Genomic DNA, 16,570 nt, shown 5'->3' with positions numbered 1-16,570 from the left:
GAGAACATTTGTACTACTCGCGGTGATGAGAGTTATGAACAAGCCAGACCAGACCCTTGATGATCGCTTTGCTTTTTTCTCGCGCGAGGAACTGCTCGAGCAGCAGTGCCTGTTGCTTGAGAGCGAGTTGGCGGTGATGGGCGAGGAATTGATGGCCTCTCGCGAAAAGATCGCCACCTTGGTTTTGATGTGGACGGGCGTCAAAGCTGAGCTGCAGAAGGCGGAGACAGAATTGACACAAGCGAGGTATGAGCTTCAGGTCAGCAGCGTGGCTCATTGAGCATCTCGCACCCTGCTCCGGTGCAGGTAAAGCTCACGGTGTCCAACCAAGGGATATGGGAGGGGCGACTGCATGCTGGTCAAGTCACCCCGGCAAATCAGCCATAGGTGAATGCGCCATTCCCAACTGACGATACGCGTTTGCTGACAAATGCCGCGCAGGAGGGAGTGGAGCGGGTGTACCGGGAGGGCTTCCGCTACAGCAAGGCAGAGGTTCTGCTGCTCGACCTCAGCCAACCGAACGACATCACCGGTGATCTGTTTGCGGCAGCTCAGCCGGTGGCGAGTGAAAAGCTGATGGGTGCTGGATGCGTTGAATGGCAGGTGGGGTAGGGGCACCATGCGGTTGGCGACTGTGCCAGTCGATCCCTCCTGGGGCATGCGGCGGGAGATGATGAGCCAGAGCTTCACCACCCGGGTTGACGAGCTCTGGACGGTTTACTGCAAATAAGGCGGTAGCACCTGAGCAAGGCCAGGGATTCCATTTCCCTGGCCCTAAGCAACCTTATCGGTTGTCTTCAGTTACGTACGGACGGAAACCGAGTGCAAAGAAGTTGTCAAGGAGGAACGCCTCCCGGAATTCGATTCCGGGTGTAAGGCGAAGAATTTCGTAGACATCTCGCTTATCCACATCAGGCATGCGCGCGCCGAAGATGATGGCGGAGACGGGTGCTGGAGCTTGATAAAGCTTCCCGCCAACATCCATGATTGCTCGCCACTCCTTCTCGTAGCTCCATTGCTTGGCTTTGGTGAACAGGCAGTCATCCAAAAAGGTCTGCGTGGCGCCGGCAGGCAGGTTTTTCACGGACAGTGACGGGTATACATCGGTGTACTTCACCGGTCTGGCCATGGTTTTCAGCGGGGAGGTTTCATCGATTTTGTACTCAATGCAGAAGCCCTTGTGGTTCGCGGCGTAGTGAGACCACATCAGGATTTCATCGGGTGCCTCGCTGAGGCAGAGCACGCCAATGTTCTGCATGAGCGCGCCGAGTCCGTCGCGAAGCCGCTCATAGGCAAGCTCATCCTCCTCGCTCGGCACCTTCAGTGAGTCCTCCACCACAGCATTTTGTGTGGCTTTCTCGACCGCGTGGGCTACGGACTCTGCCAGCTTGCTGCGGTCGAGGTTGATGGCGCAGTCAAACGGATCATTGAAGGAGGCCGGGGTGGAAAGCCAGACTTTTTTGTCGGCCAAGGACTGCAGCGAGTACTGCGTGACGCTTTGGTATTTGTACAGGTGGGAAGGTGTGGTCATGGTCTTGGTTCACTAGGCAGATGGTATGTCGCTTGATTGGCGGGTGGCTTTGCTGCGCAACATCAGACTTTAGCCCGGAAGCAAAGGCTGAAGCTATTTACCTCTGGACTTCTGAGGCCGCATCCCGATTGCTCACCGACTGGGAGCCGCCGCTCGGTCGGCAAGCTATGGCTTCATGATGGCGCGAATGTAGTACAGCAAGCTGCTCACGTCAGTGGCTTACTGATGAACTCCTCCAAAATCTCGTTGGTGACCTCAAAGTCGCGATTTTTCGTGCCCCAGCCGACGGTGCAGAATTTGCAGCCTTGCCGTGTTGGTGATTGGGTAGGTGGCCTAAGCGTAAAAATTAGACGAAGGGGGCAGAGGTGATTTGGACGCACCGTGCGGCATTCCAGGCGCCTGTTGGTGCGGATATGGCCAGCATCCATTTCCACGCGGTAGTCGTGAAATTTCTTATCCACTAAATGAATTGTTCTCAAGCGCGAATGAACTCATCTGGATGTTTTTCCATATGATGGTTCTGAGCGTGGTGGTAACCGTCGGCTCACGTTGAAGACTAACTCTAGAGTCAGATTTCGTGCGAGGTCGTTTCGCTTTAACTGGGGCGCTACGGTAACGATAATGCAACTTTCCCGTCGTTATTTTGACAGGATAAAAATGTCGACTTCCAGGCGCTAATTTGTCTTCGACACTATACGTCGCGGAAGAAGACTCAGACGATTCCCTTGATTGTAACAAATGATTTCATCCAAAATTTGTTAACCCCTTGAAACACGCGGGCTGTGCATCCGTACAGTCAAGAGATGGGATCCAACTGAAGGCTTGCGCGCTATCTATTCGTGCGGCAGTGGCTTGCAGGCGCTTTGATTTTTGAATATGTTGTATTCAGCTTGGGTGACACGTACTAGATGTAGTGTTTCCTTTGCGGCCTCGAAACGGATTTCTTGGGGTGGTGCTTTTGTGAGTTCGGGAAGCCGATGGCTTACCTACGCCACAGCGGCCAGCGAAGAAAGGGTGGGGTGATGTGCATTTGATGGTTCGTCCAGCACGCTGTCTTGGTCTTTCAGGAAGCCGATGCTGACTACTCTAAAGCCCCCTCGATTCTCCCGAAATCCGCTCTCAGCACATATTGCGTAAACATAAATCGCCAAAGCGATGAATCATCCGTGCTGCGCATTAATTTTGAGCGCGGTGGTGCATCAGCATAAACGTTTTTCAGTTAGTGGAAGATGACGCTCGGCTATTGTCTGGGTGTTGTTTTTCAAATAGTGCATGGAGGTTCGAGTGCCCGCTAAATTTACTTTCTTTCAAGTCGGCAACGGGGATATGACCCTGGTACGCTTGGCAGACTTCAACGTCACAACGATCTTGATCGATTGCCATATTCGGTCGAAAGCTGATGATCCAAATGATGACACCCCCGATGTGGCTCGGGCGCTGCGAGAGCGGCTATTGCGTGACAACAAGGATCGTCCTTATGTTGACGCCTTCATGCTGAGCCACCCCGACAAGGATCATTGCGGTGGACTGAGCAAGCATTTCTGGCTGGGCCACCCCGACCAGTACCCGGATGACAAAAAAGATCGCTGGGAAAAGCGGATCATCATCCGAGAGCTCTGGTCGTCCCCTCTGGTCTTCCGGCGGCGGTCGAAGAATCACACACTTTGCGAGGACGCGCTTGCGTTCAATAAAGAGGCTCGTCGGCGTGTTCAGCACTGGCGTGATTACGGCTGGGCTCTCAGCGGTAACCGCATCAAGATTATGGGTGAGGACGTCGACGGCAAGACTGATGACTTGCGCTCGATCCTGGTGAAGTCAGGCGAATGGTTCAGCGACATCGATGGGTCATCTTCGTCTGTATTCAGGGCCCAACTCCTGGCTCCTGCTCCTCATGAAGATGATGCTGCGCTTGAGGAAGAGCTGACCAAGAACGAGTCGAGCATTGTCATGAACATGCACATCTCGCCCTCTCAATTCAGCACCAAGCGTACCCGGTTCTTCGTAGGTGGTGATGCCGAGGTTCTCATCTGGGAGCGGATGTGGAAACGCTTTGAGGATGACCCAGAAACGCTCGCTTACGACTTGCTCCTCGCGCCACATCACTGCTCGTGGCACACCCTGTCCTGGGACAGTTGGTCGGGTAAAGGCGAAAACGCCAGGGTGTCCGAGGCTGCGCGCAATGCTCTGGGCCAGGCAAAGCAGGGAGCGACGATTGTCTCCAGCAGCAAGAAGATCGTTGACGACTTTAACGATCCACCTTGCATCCGCGCCAAGCGTGAATATAGGTCGATTCTGCGCCCAGTGGATGGGTGGTTCGCCTGTACGGAAGAGAGCGGCTCCAAAGGCGTGCTGGAATTGGAATCGGCCTCTGACGGTACGCTGATCAAAGCTGCGGTAGCGGTCGCCGCAGCCGCGACCTCGGCTGCAGCGGCTGCAGCCCCTCGCGCAGGCGCTCCTAGAAAATGACCAGTTTCTATGCGGTCGGTGACCCAATGGGCGATCAGCCCGAGCCTGTTCATGCCTGCACCCGAGCGTTGGTGAAGGCATGCAAGGGGGCCTCTGGCGTCGAGTTCCTGGAGCTTCGGCAGGAGGCTGAGGAAGGGGGAGTAACCGAGTACGTCGTCATCGAGGCGGGCGACGGCACGATTGCCAGGGCCAACCCTGGAGGAATCCACCGCGTAGAGACGCTAGCCATCGCCGTGAATCCACGGCTTCGTGTTCCGGTGACTGTGCATGCGCTTCGCAAGGATTTTCCTGCGCTGTCACATCTTCATGGCTCGGCGCCCGGTACGCCGAAGATCCTGTGCCTCTACGATGTGGAGTGGAGTGGCGTAGAGCGCATCTGGACGGCTGAACGGTTTATTGAGCGAATGTTCTGGTGGCTGCGTGAGTCATCGGAGCTACGTCTGCACCGTGAAGATCAACCGCTGGAGCAAATGTTCTACGCGAGCCCATTCCAGCTCATCCTGCCAGCGCTAACACCGGCGCAGCTAGCGAGTGACGATTGTAAACTGCACGTCGTGATGACAGACAAAAGCGACAAGATCACGTTGCGGGCGGTCATGGATTTCAGTGGAACGACCCAGCAAAGCAATTACCGTTTACTCAATGTCATGGTGCCGCCCGTTGAGCCAAAGTCGATGGCCATGTTCCCGCTCAACCTTGGTGAGTTGCATGATCAGTTAGTGGAGTGGGGCAGCGAGCTTTCTGCGCAACTTTCAAGTGCTGTGCGTGAAGCAGCTTCTGTGGGGCTAAGTCGGGCGGCTCAGAACGAAAACCAAGGCATCTTGATCCTGGCTTGGGTACCCAGGCTTCGCAATGGCGAAGCTGATCGGATGGATGTCAAAGGCTACATGCTGGAGATTAATCTCTTTGATCTGGCAGCTTCATTCGAGATGCTGGCACCGCCGAACGCGGACGGTGTTTGTTATCCCGCCGTGCAGTTGGGAGGTTACACAGGGGAGACCTGGAAGGGGCTTGGCCTCAGGCCTGTGGAGGTGCGATCTTCGCTGAACGCGGCGTTTGCCCGAGACCTCTCTGCTGTCGATCCCGATACTGCAACTTTCAAGGGTGTGCTGGCTGGTGTAGGTGCGTTAGGAGGGATGCTTGCCGACATCTGGGCTCGCTTGGCCTGGGGCACTTGGACGTATGTTGACCCGGATTTGCTCCTTCCCCACAACGTGGCCAGGCATGTCGCAAACGACAGGTTTGTCGGTTTACGCAAAGCGGATGTGCTTCGGAGGATGGTAGGGCAGATCTATCCGGGCGAGCCGATACCCGCTGCGATCTGCGACGGCATTCTCGCAGACGATCCTCGCATCAATGAGGCCATAGAGCACGCTGACCTTTTGATCGATGCCACCACGACGCTGGCTGTGCCTCGCGACTTGTCGCGACGTGATCATTCAACCCGCATGGCAAGTGTCTTCCTTACTCCATCAGGGATGTCGAATGTCATTCTGCTAGAGGACTCGGCACGGTTGCAGCGTTTGGACGCCCTTGAGGGCCAGTATTACCGCGCAATCTTGAACAACCCTTGGGGCGAAACCCATCTCGTTAACCACCTTGGCGATCGGTGGGTAGGTGGCGGATGCCGGGATATATCGTTCCGCATGTCGAATGAAAACATCCATGTCCACGCAGGACTGATTTCCCGGAAGCTGCGCAAGGTAGTAATCGGTGCCGAAGCCAAGATTCTGATATCGGCGTTGGATGATGAATCGGGCAGTGTGGGATCCCATGAGGCCATGGTGCACACCGTCAACCGCGCAACGGTTGGAGAGTGGTCGGTAACGTATGACAGTGGGCTTATCGACAAGATCAAGGCACAGCGGCATGCGGCTCTACCTAACGAAACTGGTGGATCCGTTCTCGGTATCACTGACTTGAAGACGAAGACCATCGTCCTAGTCGATACCCTGCCACCTCCACCCGACAGCGAGTCGAGCCCGACCCACTTCATCCGGGGCAAGGAAGGTCAGTTAGAGGCACTGCGGAAGGTGCACGATCTGACTGCTGGCACCGTTGATTATGTCGGGGACTGGCATTCCCATCCGAACGGTTGTTCCGTCAAGCAGAGCGCCGATGACGTTGTCCTGTTTGCCACGCTGGTGAGCCGGATGCAGACAGAAGGTTTACCGGCACTGATGCTGATCATTTCCGATGCTGATCTCGGCGTTTATGTGAGGTGAGCCTTGGGGTACCGGTTTTCAACTTTGGTTAGTTGTTGGCGAGCGGCGACATTGCGGGGCACGCCAAGATGATCGACGTGTGCTTGTTCGATTGATACCCAAATACCGTGCACTGCGTGAGGGGTGGTATGGATTTCAGCAAGGTTTTTGATGCGTATAAGTACAAGGCCAGGGTAAAACCAGCTTTGCTGTTGGTGCTGCCGGTAGTCATTTATGTCATGGCTTTCTTCGAAGCTGCGCGATCCTTGAACGGGGTGATCGCAACCTTCCTGGTATCGTTCGGCGTCGTCGCATTTGCCGCGAGCCAAATGTCGAGCAAAGGCAATAAGCTCCAGGAAAAACTTTTCAAGGCGTGGGGGGGTGCCCCAACCACCATCGTGCTGAGGCACTCTGACGACACGTTGGAGCGGCCCACGAAAAAACGCTACATGCATCGCCTGGCGGATCTCATAAAGGATTTCACCGTCGTCACGGAAGAGGAAGAAAAAAAAGACCCGAAGGCTGCAGATAATGTGTATCGGTCTGCGGCGAACTTCCTGCGTGAACAGACGAGAGATACGAAAAAGTACGCCATGATCTTTGACGAAAACGTGGAGTATGGATTCGCCCGGAATCTCACGGCTTGCAAGTCGACAGGCATCCTAGTGGCCCTAACCTGCGTCGCGCTCTGCTTGGTGACTCTGTATCACACGATAGGTTTGCCTCTGCAAGAATTGAGCTTAGATGCGTTAGCGAAGCATCCGGTCTTGCTCGCAGCCACAGGAGTCGAACTGGTCATATTGCTTTCCTGGATCTTCTTGGTGAACCACGATTGGGTTCGGGTTAGAGGTTTTGCCTACGCGCAGCGCTTGTTTGCTAGCTGCGAACAGGTCAGCTAATGCATGCTGACCTGCGGTGTCCGCAGTTGGAAGAGGGCGACTCTCGTCGCCGGAAGCTGGAGTCGTGGATTAACTGGTGTGGCGAGCCGAGGTGGCTAGCGCTTCTGCTCGATCTTTTACAACGATCACCATTGAATGTTGCACCGTCACCTGTACTCGGTTCTGCCTGAGCACAAAAGTCTTCTGCATAAAGTGAAGTGGAAACCCTATGCAATCTGATGACCAGCTCAAAACCGTGGACGTGCTCGATCCTGCCCAGCTCAAGCGCATCGAGTCTCTGCACAGAGGTTTCCTGTATCAGCACCTGTATGGTGTGGGCTGCTTGTTTATGGCGCAGGCTTCGGGTGTCAAAGAGGTGCTTGTCGAGCTGGATGAAGATATCGAGCTTTGCACTGATGCCGGGAGAGTCTATATCCAGGTCAAAACCCGTTCTCAGCCGCTGATGCCTGGCGACGTTGCAGGCGCATTGGAGCGCTTTGAGCAGGTTCGACAGGCGCATGAGCTTGAGGGCCGTGCTGGTAATCCAGAGTTCGTGATCGTTGCGAACCAGCCACTAGGAAAAACGCTTCAAACTGCGGTGGACGAGAATAAGACGCCTGCGGATCTGATCTACCTTTACCCCGACTCGACAGCCCCGCGCCCTGATTACCTTCCTCCTGCGTGGGCAACGCTGGAGGAGGCGGCCGTGTGGTGCGCAGATCAGGCTGAAAAACTGCAATTCTCGCTTCTTTCGCCTTCAACGCTGACTTGGAAAATGGCGTCATTGGTGATGCTGGCGTCCGCTGGCGGTGACGGAAACGCCAGGCACGTATTCCGCACTCCGGAATTGCCAAGCTTGTTCGAGCAGTTAATCGTTCAGCTCCAGGATTTTCCTACGCTGCCTACATCCTACAGGCCTCAGCAGAGCGAACCTGCCCTTGCATCAGCCGAGCGGGTGCGAATCATTTGCGGTTTGTCGGGCGCCGGGAAAACGACTTGGGCTGCCCATGCGGCTCTGCATAGCCCCGAACCATGTGCCTACTACGACGTTGGTGATCTTCCAGGGCCCGCACTCGCGAGCTCAATCGTGCGCGAGCTTGCCTCCAAGTTTTCCCATAAAGACCCTGAGGGCATTCGGCAAATTCTGTTGCCTGGTGCCAGTGGTTACGAGGCGATTCGGGCATTCGACCGTTTTCTGGAGCAGGCTAAGGCATCCTTGGTGGTTGTGATCGACAACGCACATCGTGTTCCAGTAGTTCACCTGCGCGATTTGCTGAATGCCACCCGGCATATCCGTTTCACGCTTCTGTGCCAGCCTCATGAGAACGTCCGGGAGCTTGAGGCGATCATGAAGTTGCGGCGTGAGACGCTTCTCGGTTGGGATCTGGATACCGTGGCGAGGGTCGCCAGCGACGCCGGCGCATTCGGCAGTGCTCAGGCATTTGAGCAGCTCCGGACATACTCGGGTGGCTTGCCACTGTACGTTGACAGCGCCGTTACGGTTGCCCTCTCGGGGTACGGCGGAGATATCGAAGCACTCTGCATTGACCTCAGGCAGCAATCAAACCTAGTGGAAACGGCCCAAGAGGTCATACTGGCTCGCGTTTACGATGGTTTCGAGCAGGTTACCCAGAACGCGCTTGCGGTCGTCAGCCTTGCTGATATCGGGCTCACCCATGAGGAAATCGTCCAGCTGCTATCGGCGACGCTCAAGTTATCCCAAGGCGGCGCAGTTGCGGCCATCAAAAAAATTCAGGCCACAGGTACAGTTGAGGTTTTCGGCGCCAAAACACTCAAAGTCCATGATGCTGTCCGTACTTTAGGGCTGCGTCACCTAGAGCTCATGGGCGAGCCGGTGATCACTGAGGCGTTGGTTACGCTGAAAGAACTACTTATTCGGAGCCTGGAGCAGCACCGTGATGTTTCGCGGTTTTCTCTGCTCACGCGTGTATTCATCAGACTCAACGATGTCATGACCCTGATTGGCCTCGCAGGCGAGGAAATGTTCTACGAAATGGGTATATCTGTCGATATCACCTCTAGCTTGAAGCGGGCACTTGACGCAGATGAACTCGACCCACACCAAGCATTCTGGGCGCTTGATGCCCTGGTATTTTCCTACATGCGAGAGGGGCGCTTTGACGAAGCGGCTGATCCTCTCTCGATGATGCAGCGGCTTCTAGATACTCACGGATTCGAGACACGCGAGCAAGTCGCGTGGGCGATGCGAAAAGTGCTTTTGGCTTCCGACCAGGGCCGTAAGGAAGAGGTTGAACAGGCAGTAGCGTATGCTGCGCCAAAAATCTCCGATCCTGATTACCGTCGCGTCTTCGATTACAACCATGCAGTCGCACTGTGGAAACTGAAACGCCACAAGGCTGCGGAGGCGATGTGCCAGAAAGTTGTCCGTGAATATTTTGAAATCCTGGGGCTAACGCCTCAAACCGTGATGGGCAAAAATTCGGATGTGCTGTGGAAAATCATCAAGCGACCACCTGATGTCCATGAGCACATCAAACACCTTGCTGACGCCCTGGAAGTTTACGCAAAAGCTCGCGAAGGTCAGGGGCTGGAAGCGCGTCTGCAACGTATCCACGCCATGAAATTTTATGGAATGGTTGAGGGGTACGAGTCGATAGTGCGGGTCGGGCAAGATTTGGCGGATGAGTTTGTCGGGGCCAAAGACTATGAGGGCGCAAAGGAGGTCTTGGAGCAGCATGTCCTACCCATCGTCACTCAGGTAGGTCTTATTCGCAGGCTGGTTCAGGTCAGAAGTCAGTATGCGGTGATACTGGCTTGGTGTGGTGATCACCACGGTGCGATCTCCGAAATTAGGCGGCTAGACCCCTACGTGGAAGGACTGGAGGATTGGCAGAAGCGGGAGTTGAATGGCCAAACTGCGCTGATTGGTGGCATCACCCGCGAAAGCAGACGTGTGGCGTTCCGTTCTCATGTGGGAACAGTAGGTCGTAACGAACCTTGCCCGTGTGGCTCAGGGCGGAAGTTCAAAAAGTGCCACGGGGCATAAGTCGCTAAAAAACGCATGTCATACTCTTTTCAATGATACCTCAAGGCTGCTCAATCCAGCGGCCTGGAGGAAGCGATCTACACAATGGTAATGGTTTCCCCAACGAAGCTGATGATTAAAGAGGCTTCCTTGCGTGATGTTACCGTCTAGCTCAAACGCTGTGACTAGGGCAGCAATGTTCGGAACGTCTCCGATATCGTAGGAAGCGGAGTATCGAAGTGATTGCTGACCGGTGGGGATAGAGCTTGAGCGTGTGCCTGATAAACCTCGCCTGACGATGCCTAGCATGACGGTCAGGCGTGAGCGTAACAGACGGCCTGTTTAGTAATTGCTGGAAAGAGAAAGCCTAGGGGGAGGCAGGGGGCTTATAACACGGTGGTATGACTAAAAAAAATTGCCAAAACGAGTGTGAAAAATTCAGTGGAAGCATTCCCCAATCAACGTCAGGAGGTACAGCGCAGGGCCTTAGATTGGCATTAACACTGGTTCGAGTCACCTCATGAAACCTCGCAGTCGGATGTTAAGTGAGCCGGACTACCAGTTTCCCTTTAGTATTAATGCTCATCCAGTGCCTCCGCAATCATGATGGCGACGAAGACGGCCAAAGGGATGATCACACTACTCGCCTTGCTGATTTAGAAGCAAGTATTGGTAAATCTCCGTATAGAGTTGAACAAGACTGCCAATGCGTACTCAAAATGTAAGTAGGGCAAGCTAAAAATGGTGTACAGTATCCTACTAATTTCATCTGGTTTTGAGGAAACATCTATGTCCCGTCTCGCAGAATTCCGTAAGCTTGAGCAAACATTGGCCGCACAGCTGGCCGAACTGGAGGCTATGAAGGGCTCCTCCGAGCTGCAGGCGGAGATAGAGTTTGAGACCAAACTGCGTGATCTGCTGAACAAATACGGTTTCAGCCTGCGCGACATCATCAACATTCTGGATCCTCAAGCTAACCGTCGTGCCGCCGCGCCAGCAGTAGCTGAAAAGTTCCCGCGTCGTGCTCGCCAGGTGAAGCAGTACAAGAACCCGCACAACGGCGAGATCATCGAAACCAAAGGCGGCAATCACAAGCTGCTGAAGGAGTGGAAAGCCGAGTACGGCGCTGATGAAGTAGAGTCCTGGCTGGCCTGAGAAGATTACTCTGAACACGTGCAAAAACCGCCATCCGGCGGTTTTTGCTTTTCAGCTTGGCAAGCCGACGACGCTAATAGGTGACTCAGAATGCAGGACGACTACAAAGCGCATTTGCGAGAAGCCACGAAGGGATTTCACTACTGCGATTTGGTAATGACATCTGAAGAGGCAGCAGACTTGAAGGCGCTCGTGCAAGAATTGGAAGCGGCACGTCAGCATCCATCTCTGGCGGGCGTGTTCAGGAGCGTTTTAGAGGATACGTGGTGTGGTGATGAGCCAACAACATGACCTGTCTCTACGGATAGCATCCGAAATTGACCGCTCGAGATGTCTAGAGTCATAAAATGCCTTCAGCGACCCATGAGGGCAGGCCAGGCTCAATCCAATCAGCCCCGCTTGAAGACGTCATCACCATCCCAAGCTCTTTCAGTCGTGCTAAATCTGCGACAGCCTCTGCTGGTGGAAGCCCTGAGCTTATTCCAGCATCGTTAATGAGCTTGCTGCTTCTGAAGAAGCGGAGAACTCGATCGCGAAGGTTTTTGCGGTTGAACGCATCAAGGATGTGGTCGACCTCTGCGATACAAGTCATGAGCTTGAATTCCAACAGCTCGGTTTCACCTACCTGCAGCTGGTTCCAGCGGCTGATTGCTCTGGGCAGACGCCACAAACGGGAATGAAGGTCAAGCTGTTCGCTGTGCTTGATGTACATCAACGCAGCGCGGTGCCCCGCTGGCTCGCTGTTGAGCAACTGATCGTGATGGCCCAATACCGCGACGATGCGAGGCGAGGATCGATAGCTGGATCAAGACAATCCTTCTTTTGGTCAGATCCACTCTGTTCCGTGACACCCCATATCTGGGTCAGCGGCGCGTCTGCCGCCTCAATGAGCTTCGCTAGACAGCTGGCGGTTTGGGGCGCAATAAGGCCATTCAACTCCGCTGCCTTCTTTGCCAGCTCCTCGACACTGGCCAAGATGGACGGCGGGATGAACAGTGAGGGAGGTGCTCCCCGTTAGTTGCCGCCCGCACTTGGAGATGGATGCTGGCTCATCGATCCAACTCCCTGGGGGCATTCCACGTGAATGAGCCTGGCGACTGACTTCGCTCAGTGGACTGTGCGACGACCAGCTCAACGAACTGCACGAGCTTTCGGATGGTTCCGGTACCTGATCGATCAAGATGAAAGCCTTTGATGCCAACAGTACGAGGGCCATCTCGGTCGCAGCGTGGTGAGTCTCCGATCATTGCTACCTGGGCCACGTCTCCGAACAGGTGGCCAGGCACAACCCCAAGATCATGGCACACGGCGCGGTAGATCGCTGGGTCGGGCTTGGTGACCCCGAGCTCGTAGCTGAACGAATAGGCGTTAAGATCTGGCAGTAGCTTCTTCACTGCAGCCCCATAGGGTGCAGCGAGGTTGCTGCAGACGGCGGTAGCTATGCCGTGCTCATGGAGGATGGCGATCGCATCGCGGGCATCATGGAACACTTCGATTGATTCGATCTCGCGTTGAAGGTCAGACTCGATTTCAGACATGCGTGACGGTGTAACCTGGATGCCGAGGATGTCAGCAGCTTCTCGAACCCCGGTATCAATAGTCATCAGTTTATGGAGGTCGCCTGGGCTAGGGCGCCGACCATTCTTCGCGCCTTCTCGGAGCAGCCGGCGATACGGGTGTATAGGTGTCCCGATCCGCAGGGTTGTGCCGAAGGCGTCAAAGATCACTGCTGTGCTTGCCATCCGTATCTCCGTGGTCGACCAGGCGGGAGCGAGAGTACACTAAGCCCTCAGATGGAGGATGCCAAATCATTGAGGCTCAAGAAGTGAAGAGAACTGTGTTGGGTATGGCCGAAGCGGGCGAGCCGTTGCTCAGGCAGGCTCTTGAGGCAATTCGAGCTCATAACGCCGCCCAGGCTGATGGACTTCCAGCAGAGGAAATCGAACGCCTTCGACTCAAGGCGGATCATCTCTACCAGACAGTGATCGACTACCAGCTGCACAGCGCAGGCATCCTGGGTGAGTCAGTTCATTGATGGAGGCGCAACTGTGACGATTCGACAGCTCCGTAATGACGACGAGTACGAGCAGCCCTCAGAGAGGTCTCGCCACTGTTCGACAATGAGCCAGAACCTGGTACCGAAGAGGCCGAGGTTTTCGAGGCGGTGGTCTTATTGATCGAAGCATATAAGACTGAGCATTATCCTGTTGAAATCAGCACTGAGCTGCCTACCCGCAGGGAGTAGAGATGATGCAGAAGGATCTCAGCAAGGTATTGCTTCCAGACCATCCGATGTACACCGACGCGGTGGATGCTTTGAAACGGTACCACCAGGCTCAAGCCAACGGTGTGACGGGGACTGAGCTTGAGCGCCTACGTCTCATGGCGGAGCATCAGTTTCAAGCAGTCACCGACTACCAATCGCACGCGCTCGGTGGGCCAGCAAAGCCCAGTCACTAGAGCTCCTGCTACACGCCGTACCGCTTATTCCCTCCAGAGGTGATGCAGTAGCGACCGCCTCTGGGGCCTATGCAAATTCGACCAGAAGAGCAGGGGCACGATGAGCCATACTCGGGCGTATTGATGCGCGCTGGCTGGGGAGCCGGGCGGTCTCTTTTCGGCTGCGGGGTAGCGAAGCAGTTGGAGCCGCTGCAGAGATTTCTGTATGAGATCCATCGCTGCGGTTGGCCGTCGAGGCTAATGCGTGCCCACTCTTGTTTCTGCTCATAGACCTGCACCTTTTCCCCGCGCTTGAGGCTGGAGATAACTTTCCCTCCCGGTTGAGTACGCAGGTTCAGCTTATCCGCGTTCACGAAATGCACAGGCGCCGAGGCTTGTGTAGGTTGTGGTGCTGGTGATGAGGTTGATGCCAATGTGCTCACCGGCGCCTGGGTGACTGGAGGCTGAGTTTTGGACGAATCCTTCTTGCCGACAGCCCAGCCCACCACGAAGAGAACCAGCAGCATCAGAAACCATGATTGACCATTCTTGCGCATATCCATTGCACCCTTGAAGTAAACTCTGTCCTTTTCAAGCAGTAGCCGGCTGCGTCGCCGAAGCATCGATAGCCCAGGTCGGTAATGTAGGCGTGGCGAGCAATTTTCCATCTACCATCGCTTAAGATATTCAGCTTAGCCGAGAGCTGCGGGTGGGAAGGGCAGCCGTCTTTGCGGACTCAAGCCATCTTCGAGAGGTTGCTGAATGAGATGCAGCAAGCGGAGCGCGCCGGCGTGACGGATAGAAGCCCGAAGGGTCGAGACGTCGTCGACGACGGCTTGATTCACGACAGCCGGGCCTGGCAGGGCACGCTCTCATCGCTCTACAGGGCTTTCAACATCCGCGCCAGGGTCTGATGCTCCCACGTCGATAGCAGAGCGATCGGATCTGTCCGATCACCTGGGTCGAACTCCCAGCAGTTACCCTCCGGGCTCACGCATCGCTCGCAGTAGTCCATCTCATCGCAGTCGTTGTAGATCGTGATCCACCATCCCTCTACATCGATTTGGAAATGGCAGGTGTACAACTGCGCCCAGGACTGGCTGCCTACCTTAGTCATTATCCGGCGTCCGAGCACGACCTCTCGCAGCACCTGGCAAACCTCCCGAGCAGTCAGTGCGCCTGATGATGTGTCTTGGCGGTCATATTGAGTCATAAGCAGCTCAAGGCTCTCGGTTATCCAGTCGAAGATAATACCCTGCGCCAAAGGTGGTACAGGAAGCACACCGGCTTGGAGCAGGCGTTGGCCGGGCGAAGTGACGAATAAAAAGCTGGAGTACAAATGTACTCCGCTGGGCTGACGTAGACTGACGCACCAATCTTGCTCATCGAGTAGGCTGGTATGTAACGCTTCCTCGATTGACGATTCACGCGATCTTGCGATCCGTTTAACCCTCCTGTGCAGCGGTTGAAGCGTCTTTGGTGTCCATGGTGTATCAGCTGACGAGATTTGCGCTATGCATCCTACAACACCCGATGGTCGCTACTTCGTAGTCAAAGGTCAGCTCTGGCGCTGCAGCAATCCCTCGCTTTCTGATGAGGAGCGTCAGCACCTTCTGTACGACCTGATGGAAGCACGGCGAGCAGTGAAGGAAGCCAAAGCCCTGGATGACGAAGACAAGCTGCATGCTGCTCGAGCAGCAGTGGAGCGGGCCAAAAGAGCACTAGGGGAGAGGGGCCTGGTGTGGTGGGATGACGGCAGTCCGGACTACAACCGTCACAAGGCAATCAACACGCCCTACGCTGAGTGGTACCGCTCACTGCCCGAGACATAGCTATCATGTGCGTGGAGCTGATTTACGGCGTCGCGGCACTAAGGTGGTGCCTGCCGATGCGCCATCTTCCTTTTTGCACCGAGTTCAAGATGCCCTTCAGCGGGGACGATTAAGTCTGCCCTAGCCGTGGACGCAGTTCTTAGTGGCGACTTGACCCCAACTTATAAGATCGAGTAGGAAGCGAGCGTAGCATCTTGGTTGGTGGCCTACTATGGGGAAGGCGGATCAGTATCTCTTACCCTTATCAGGAGCATTCCCAAGATGGAAATCTTCGACGACCCATCGGAAAAAGCGGCGGCATTGCTACACCGTCTGGGTGTCCATGAATTGTCTTCGGGAATCTGGGCGTTCACGGACGTGGACGTCGCGAGCCACGGCCATGTGCATCACTCTCAGCAACCGGTTGCTCTTGCTGCGTACGCCGCCATCAACCCGACGTTTGCAGCTGGTCGCTTTCCCGGATACACGCTGATCGACCTGGTTGAAAAAGTACGTTGCATGGACGGCACAGAAAATGCCGCCTTGGCGAAAGTTTGCCAAGTACATCCACCGATAGACTGGTCAACCAAGGAACGAGGGGAAAGGTTCGGAGAGGTCGCTTGGCACATCGTTAAGAAATACGAGCTGGGTGCCTGCTTCACTCAAAGTAGGCCGTGGGGGATCCAAGAAGGTAGTCATTACTGCATGCGTCCATGCGGCTTCGATCATGATCGGTCAGAGCCCGACCCTGAGGGCTTAAAAGCGATGCGCCGTGCGTACAGAGAAATGACCGATTTACAGCGTGTGATGGTACTGACGCTGCTTCACTTGTATTCCCCAGGAAAGGACGACTTCTACCTGATAGGTGGCTGTCCAACCAAGATTTCTGCAGCTGAAGCACTTGGAGTTTTGCGAGCAAATGGAACTGCGATAAAGGAGTGGGGGCTGCTCGTAACTCATTACGCAGGCTGGTGATGCTGCCCGCGCGCCTGATTGGCGCGCTCGTCTGGCATTCCGAAGTGCTAAGGTGGCGCCTGCCGAAACACCATCCTCCTTTCTGCACCAAGTTCAAGGTGCCC

The 16,570-nt window shown here is 55.2% G+C and carries 16 protein-coding genes and 1 pseudogene; 12 read left to right on the top strand and 5 right to left on the bottom strand.

Annotation, left to right across the window (positions count from 1 at the left end):
* Positions 1 to 34 precede the first annotated feature (34 nt).
* On the top strand, positions 35 to 280 hold the full coding sequence (locus QYE47_RS05625; protein WP_070384472.1) for a hypothetical protein: 246 nt from the start codon (positions 35 to 37) through the stop codon (positions 278 to 280).
* Positions 281 to 396: 116 nt separating this feature from the next.
* Positions 397 to 730 (top strand): annotated as a pseudogene (locus QYE47_RS05620) (DUF4113 domain-containing protein); the annotation flags it as partial.
* Between the two features lie 54 nt (positions 731 to 784).
* Here QYE47_RS05620 and QYE47_RS05615 read toward each other — a convergent pair.
* Positions 785 to 1,531, bottom strand: coding sequence for a DUF2971 domain-containing protein (locus QYE47_RS05615; protein ID WP_070383769.1), 747 nt, complete (start codon positions 1,529 to 1,531; stop codon positions 785 to 787).
* A 1,284-nt stretch (positions 1,532 to 2,815) separates the two neighbouring features.
* On the opposite strand from QYE47_RS05615, the gene QYE47_RS05610 reads away from it, so the two are divergent.
* The 6 genes from QYE47_RS05610 (at position 2,816) to QYE47_RS05585 (ending at position 11,532) form a co-directional block, all read left to right on the top strand.
* On the top strand, positions 2,816 to 3,997 hold the full coding sequence (locus QYE47_RS05610) for a metallohydrolase (protein ID WP_070383770.1): 1,182 nt from the start codon (positions 2,816 to 2,818) through the stop codon (positions 3,995 to 3,997).
* Entirely contained in the window at positions 3,994 to 6,222 is a 2,229-nt protein-coding gene (locus QYE47_RS05605; RefSeq protein WP_070383771.1) for a Mov34/MPN/PAD-1 family protein, read from the top strand. Before QYE47_RS05610 ends, QYE47_RS05605 begins: the two co-directional genes overlap by 4 nt.
* Positions 6,223 to 6,350: 128 nt before the next feature.
* On the top strand, positions 6,351 to 7,100 hold the full coding sequence (locus tag QYE47_RS05600; RefSeq protein ID WP_070383772.1) for a hypothetical protein: 750 nt from the start codon (positions 6,351 to 6,353) through the stop codon (positions 7,098 to 7,100).
* Positions 7,101 to 7,308: 208 nt separating this feature from the next.
* Positions 7,309 to 10,107 carry a dsDNA nuclease domain-containing protein gene (locus tag QYE47_RS05595; RefSeq protein WP_070383773.1) on the top strand — a complete coding sequence of 933 codons (2,799 nt, stop codon included), beginning with the start codon at positions 7,309 to 7,311 and terminating at the stop codon, positions 10,105 to 10,107.
* A gap of 768 nt (positions 10,108 to 10,875) precedes the next feature.
* Entirely contained in the window at positions 10,876 to 11,241 is a 366-nt protein-coding gene (locus tag QYE47_RS05590; RefSeq protein WP_070383774.1) for a histone-like nucleoid-structuring protein, MvaT/MvaU family, read from the top strand.
* A gap of 90 nt (positions 11,242 to 11,331) precedes the next feature.
* Positions 11,332 to 11,532 (top strand): hypothetical protein, encoded by a 201-nt coding sequence (locus QYE47_RS05585; RefSeq protein WP_155766704.1) that lies wholly within the window; start codon positions 11,332 to 11,334, stop codon positions 11,530 to 11,532.
* A gap of 49 nt (positions 11,533 to 11,581) precedes the next feature.
* On the opposite strand, the gene QYE47_RS05580 is transcribed toward QYE47_RS05585, so the two are convergent.
* Together QYE47_RS05580 and QYE47_RS05575 are read right to left on the bottom strand one after the other, a co-directional pair.
* Positions 11,582 to 11,953 (bottom strand): hypothetical protein, encoded by a 372-nt coding sequence (locus QYE47_RS05580; protein WP_155766705.1) that lies wholly within the window; start codon positions 11,951 to 11,953, stop codon positions 11,582 to 11,584.
* A gap of 337 nt (positions 11,954 to 12,290) precedes the next feature.
* A complete protein-coding gene (locus tag QYE47_RS05575) occupies positions 12,291 to 12,983 on the bottom strand; it encodes an HAD family hydrolase (protein WP_070383776.1) in 693 nt (230 codons plus the stop codon).
* Positions 12,984 to 13,087: 104 nt separating this feature from the next.
* On the opposite strand from QYE47_RS05575, the gene QYE47_RS05570 reads away from it, so the two are divergent.
* Positions 13,088 to 13,276: a hypothetical protein gene (locus QYE47_RS05570; RefSeq protein ID WP_172830952.1), complete on the top strand. Its 189-nt coding sequence runs from the start codon at positions 13,088 to 13,090 to the stop codon at positions 13,274 to 13,276.
* Positions 13,277 to 13,491: 215 nt separating this feature from the next.
* Entirely contained in the window at positions 13,492 to 13,701 is a 210-nt protein-coding gene (locus QYE47_RS05565; RefSeq protein WP_070384473.1) for a hypothetical protein, read from the top strand.
* 8 nt (positions 13,702 to 13,709) lie between these two features.
* Here the strand turns inward: QYE47_RS05565 and QYE47_RS05560 are convergent, their stop codons facing one another.
* Both QYE47_RS05560 and QYE47_RS05555 read right to left on the bottom strand, forming a co-directional pair.
* Positions 13,710 to 14,207: an SH3 domain-containing protein gene (locus QYE47_RS05560; protein WP_237141854.1), complete on the bottom strand. Its 498-nt coding sequence runs from the start codon at positions 14,205 to 14,207 to the stop codon at positions 13,710 to 13,712.
* A 353-nt stretch (positions 14,208 to 14,560) separates the two neighbouring features.
* Positions 14,561 to 14,797: a hypothetical protein gene (locus tag QYE47_RS05555; RefSeq protein ID WP_335726752.1), complete on the bottom strand. Its 237-nt coding sequence runs from the start codon at positions 14,795 to 14,797 to the stop codon at positions 14,561 to 14,563.
* Between the two features lie 397 nt (positions 14,798 to 15,194).
* Here QYE47_RS05555 and QYE47_RS05550 point away from each other — a divergent pair, with 397 nt between their 5' ends.
* Complete coding sequence (locus tag QYE47_RS05550) at positions 15,195 to 15,512, top strand: hypothetical protein (protein ID WP_081343597.1); 318 nt, start codon at positions 15,195 to 15,197, stop codon at positions 15,510 to 15,512.
* 261 nt (positions 15,513 to 15,773) lie between these two features.
* A complete protein-coding gene (locus QYE47_RS05545; RefSeq protein ID WP_070383779.1) occupies positions 15,774 to 16,466 on the top strand; it encodes a hypothetical protein in 693 nt (230 codons plus the stop codon).
* Positions 16,467 to 16,570: the final 104 nt, after the last annotated feature.

This window comes from Pseudomonas sp. 2,4-D (assembly GCF_030418155.1).
Taxonomy (GTDB): Bacteria; Pseudomonadota; Gammaproteobacteria; order Pseudomonadales; family Pseudomonadaceae; genus Aquipseudomonas; species Aquipseudomonas alloputida.
This window is presented reverse-complemented; position numbering and strand designations above follow the sequence as displayed.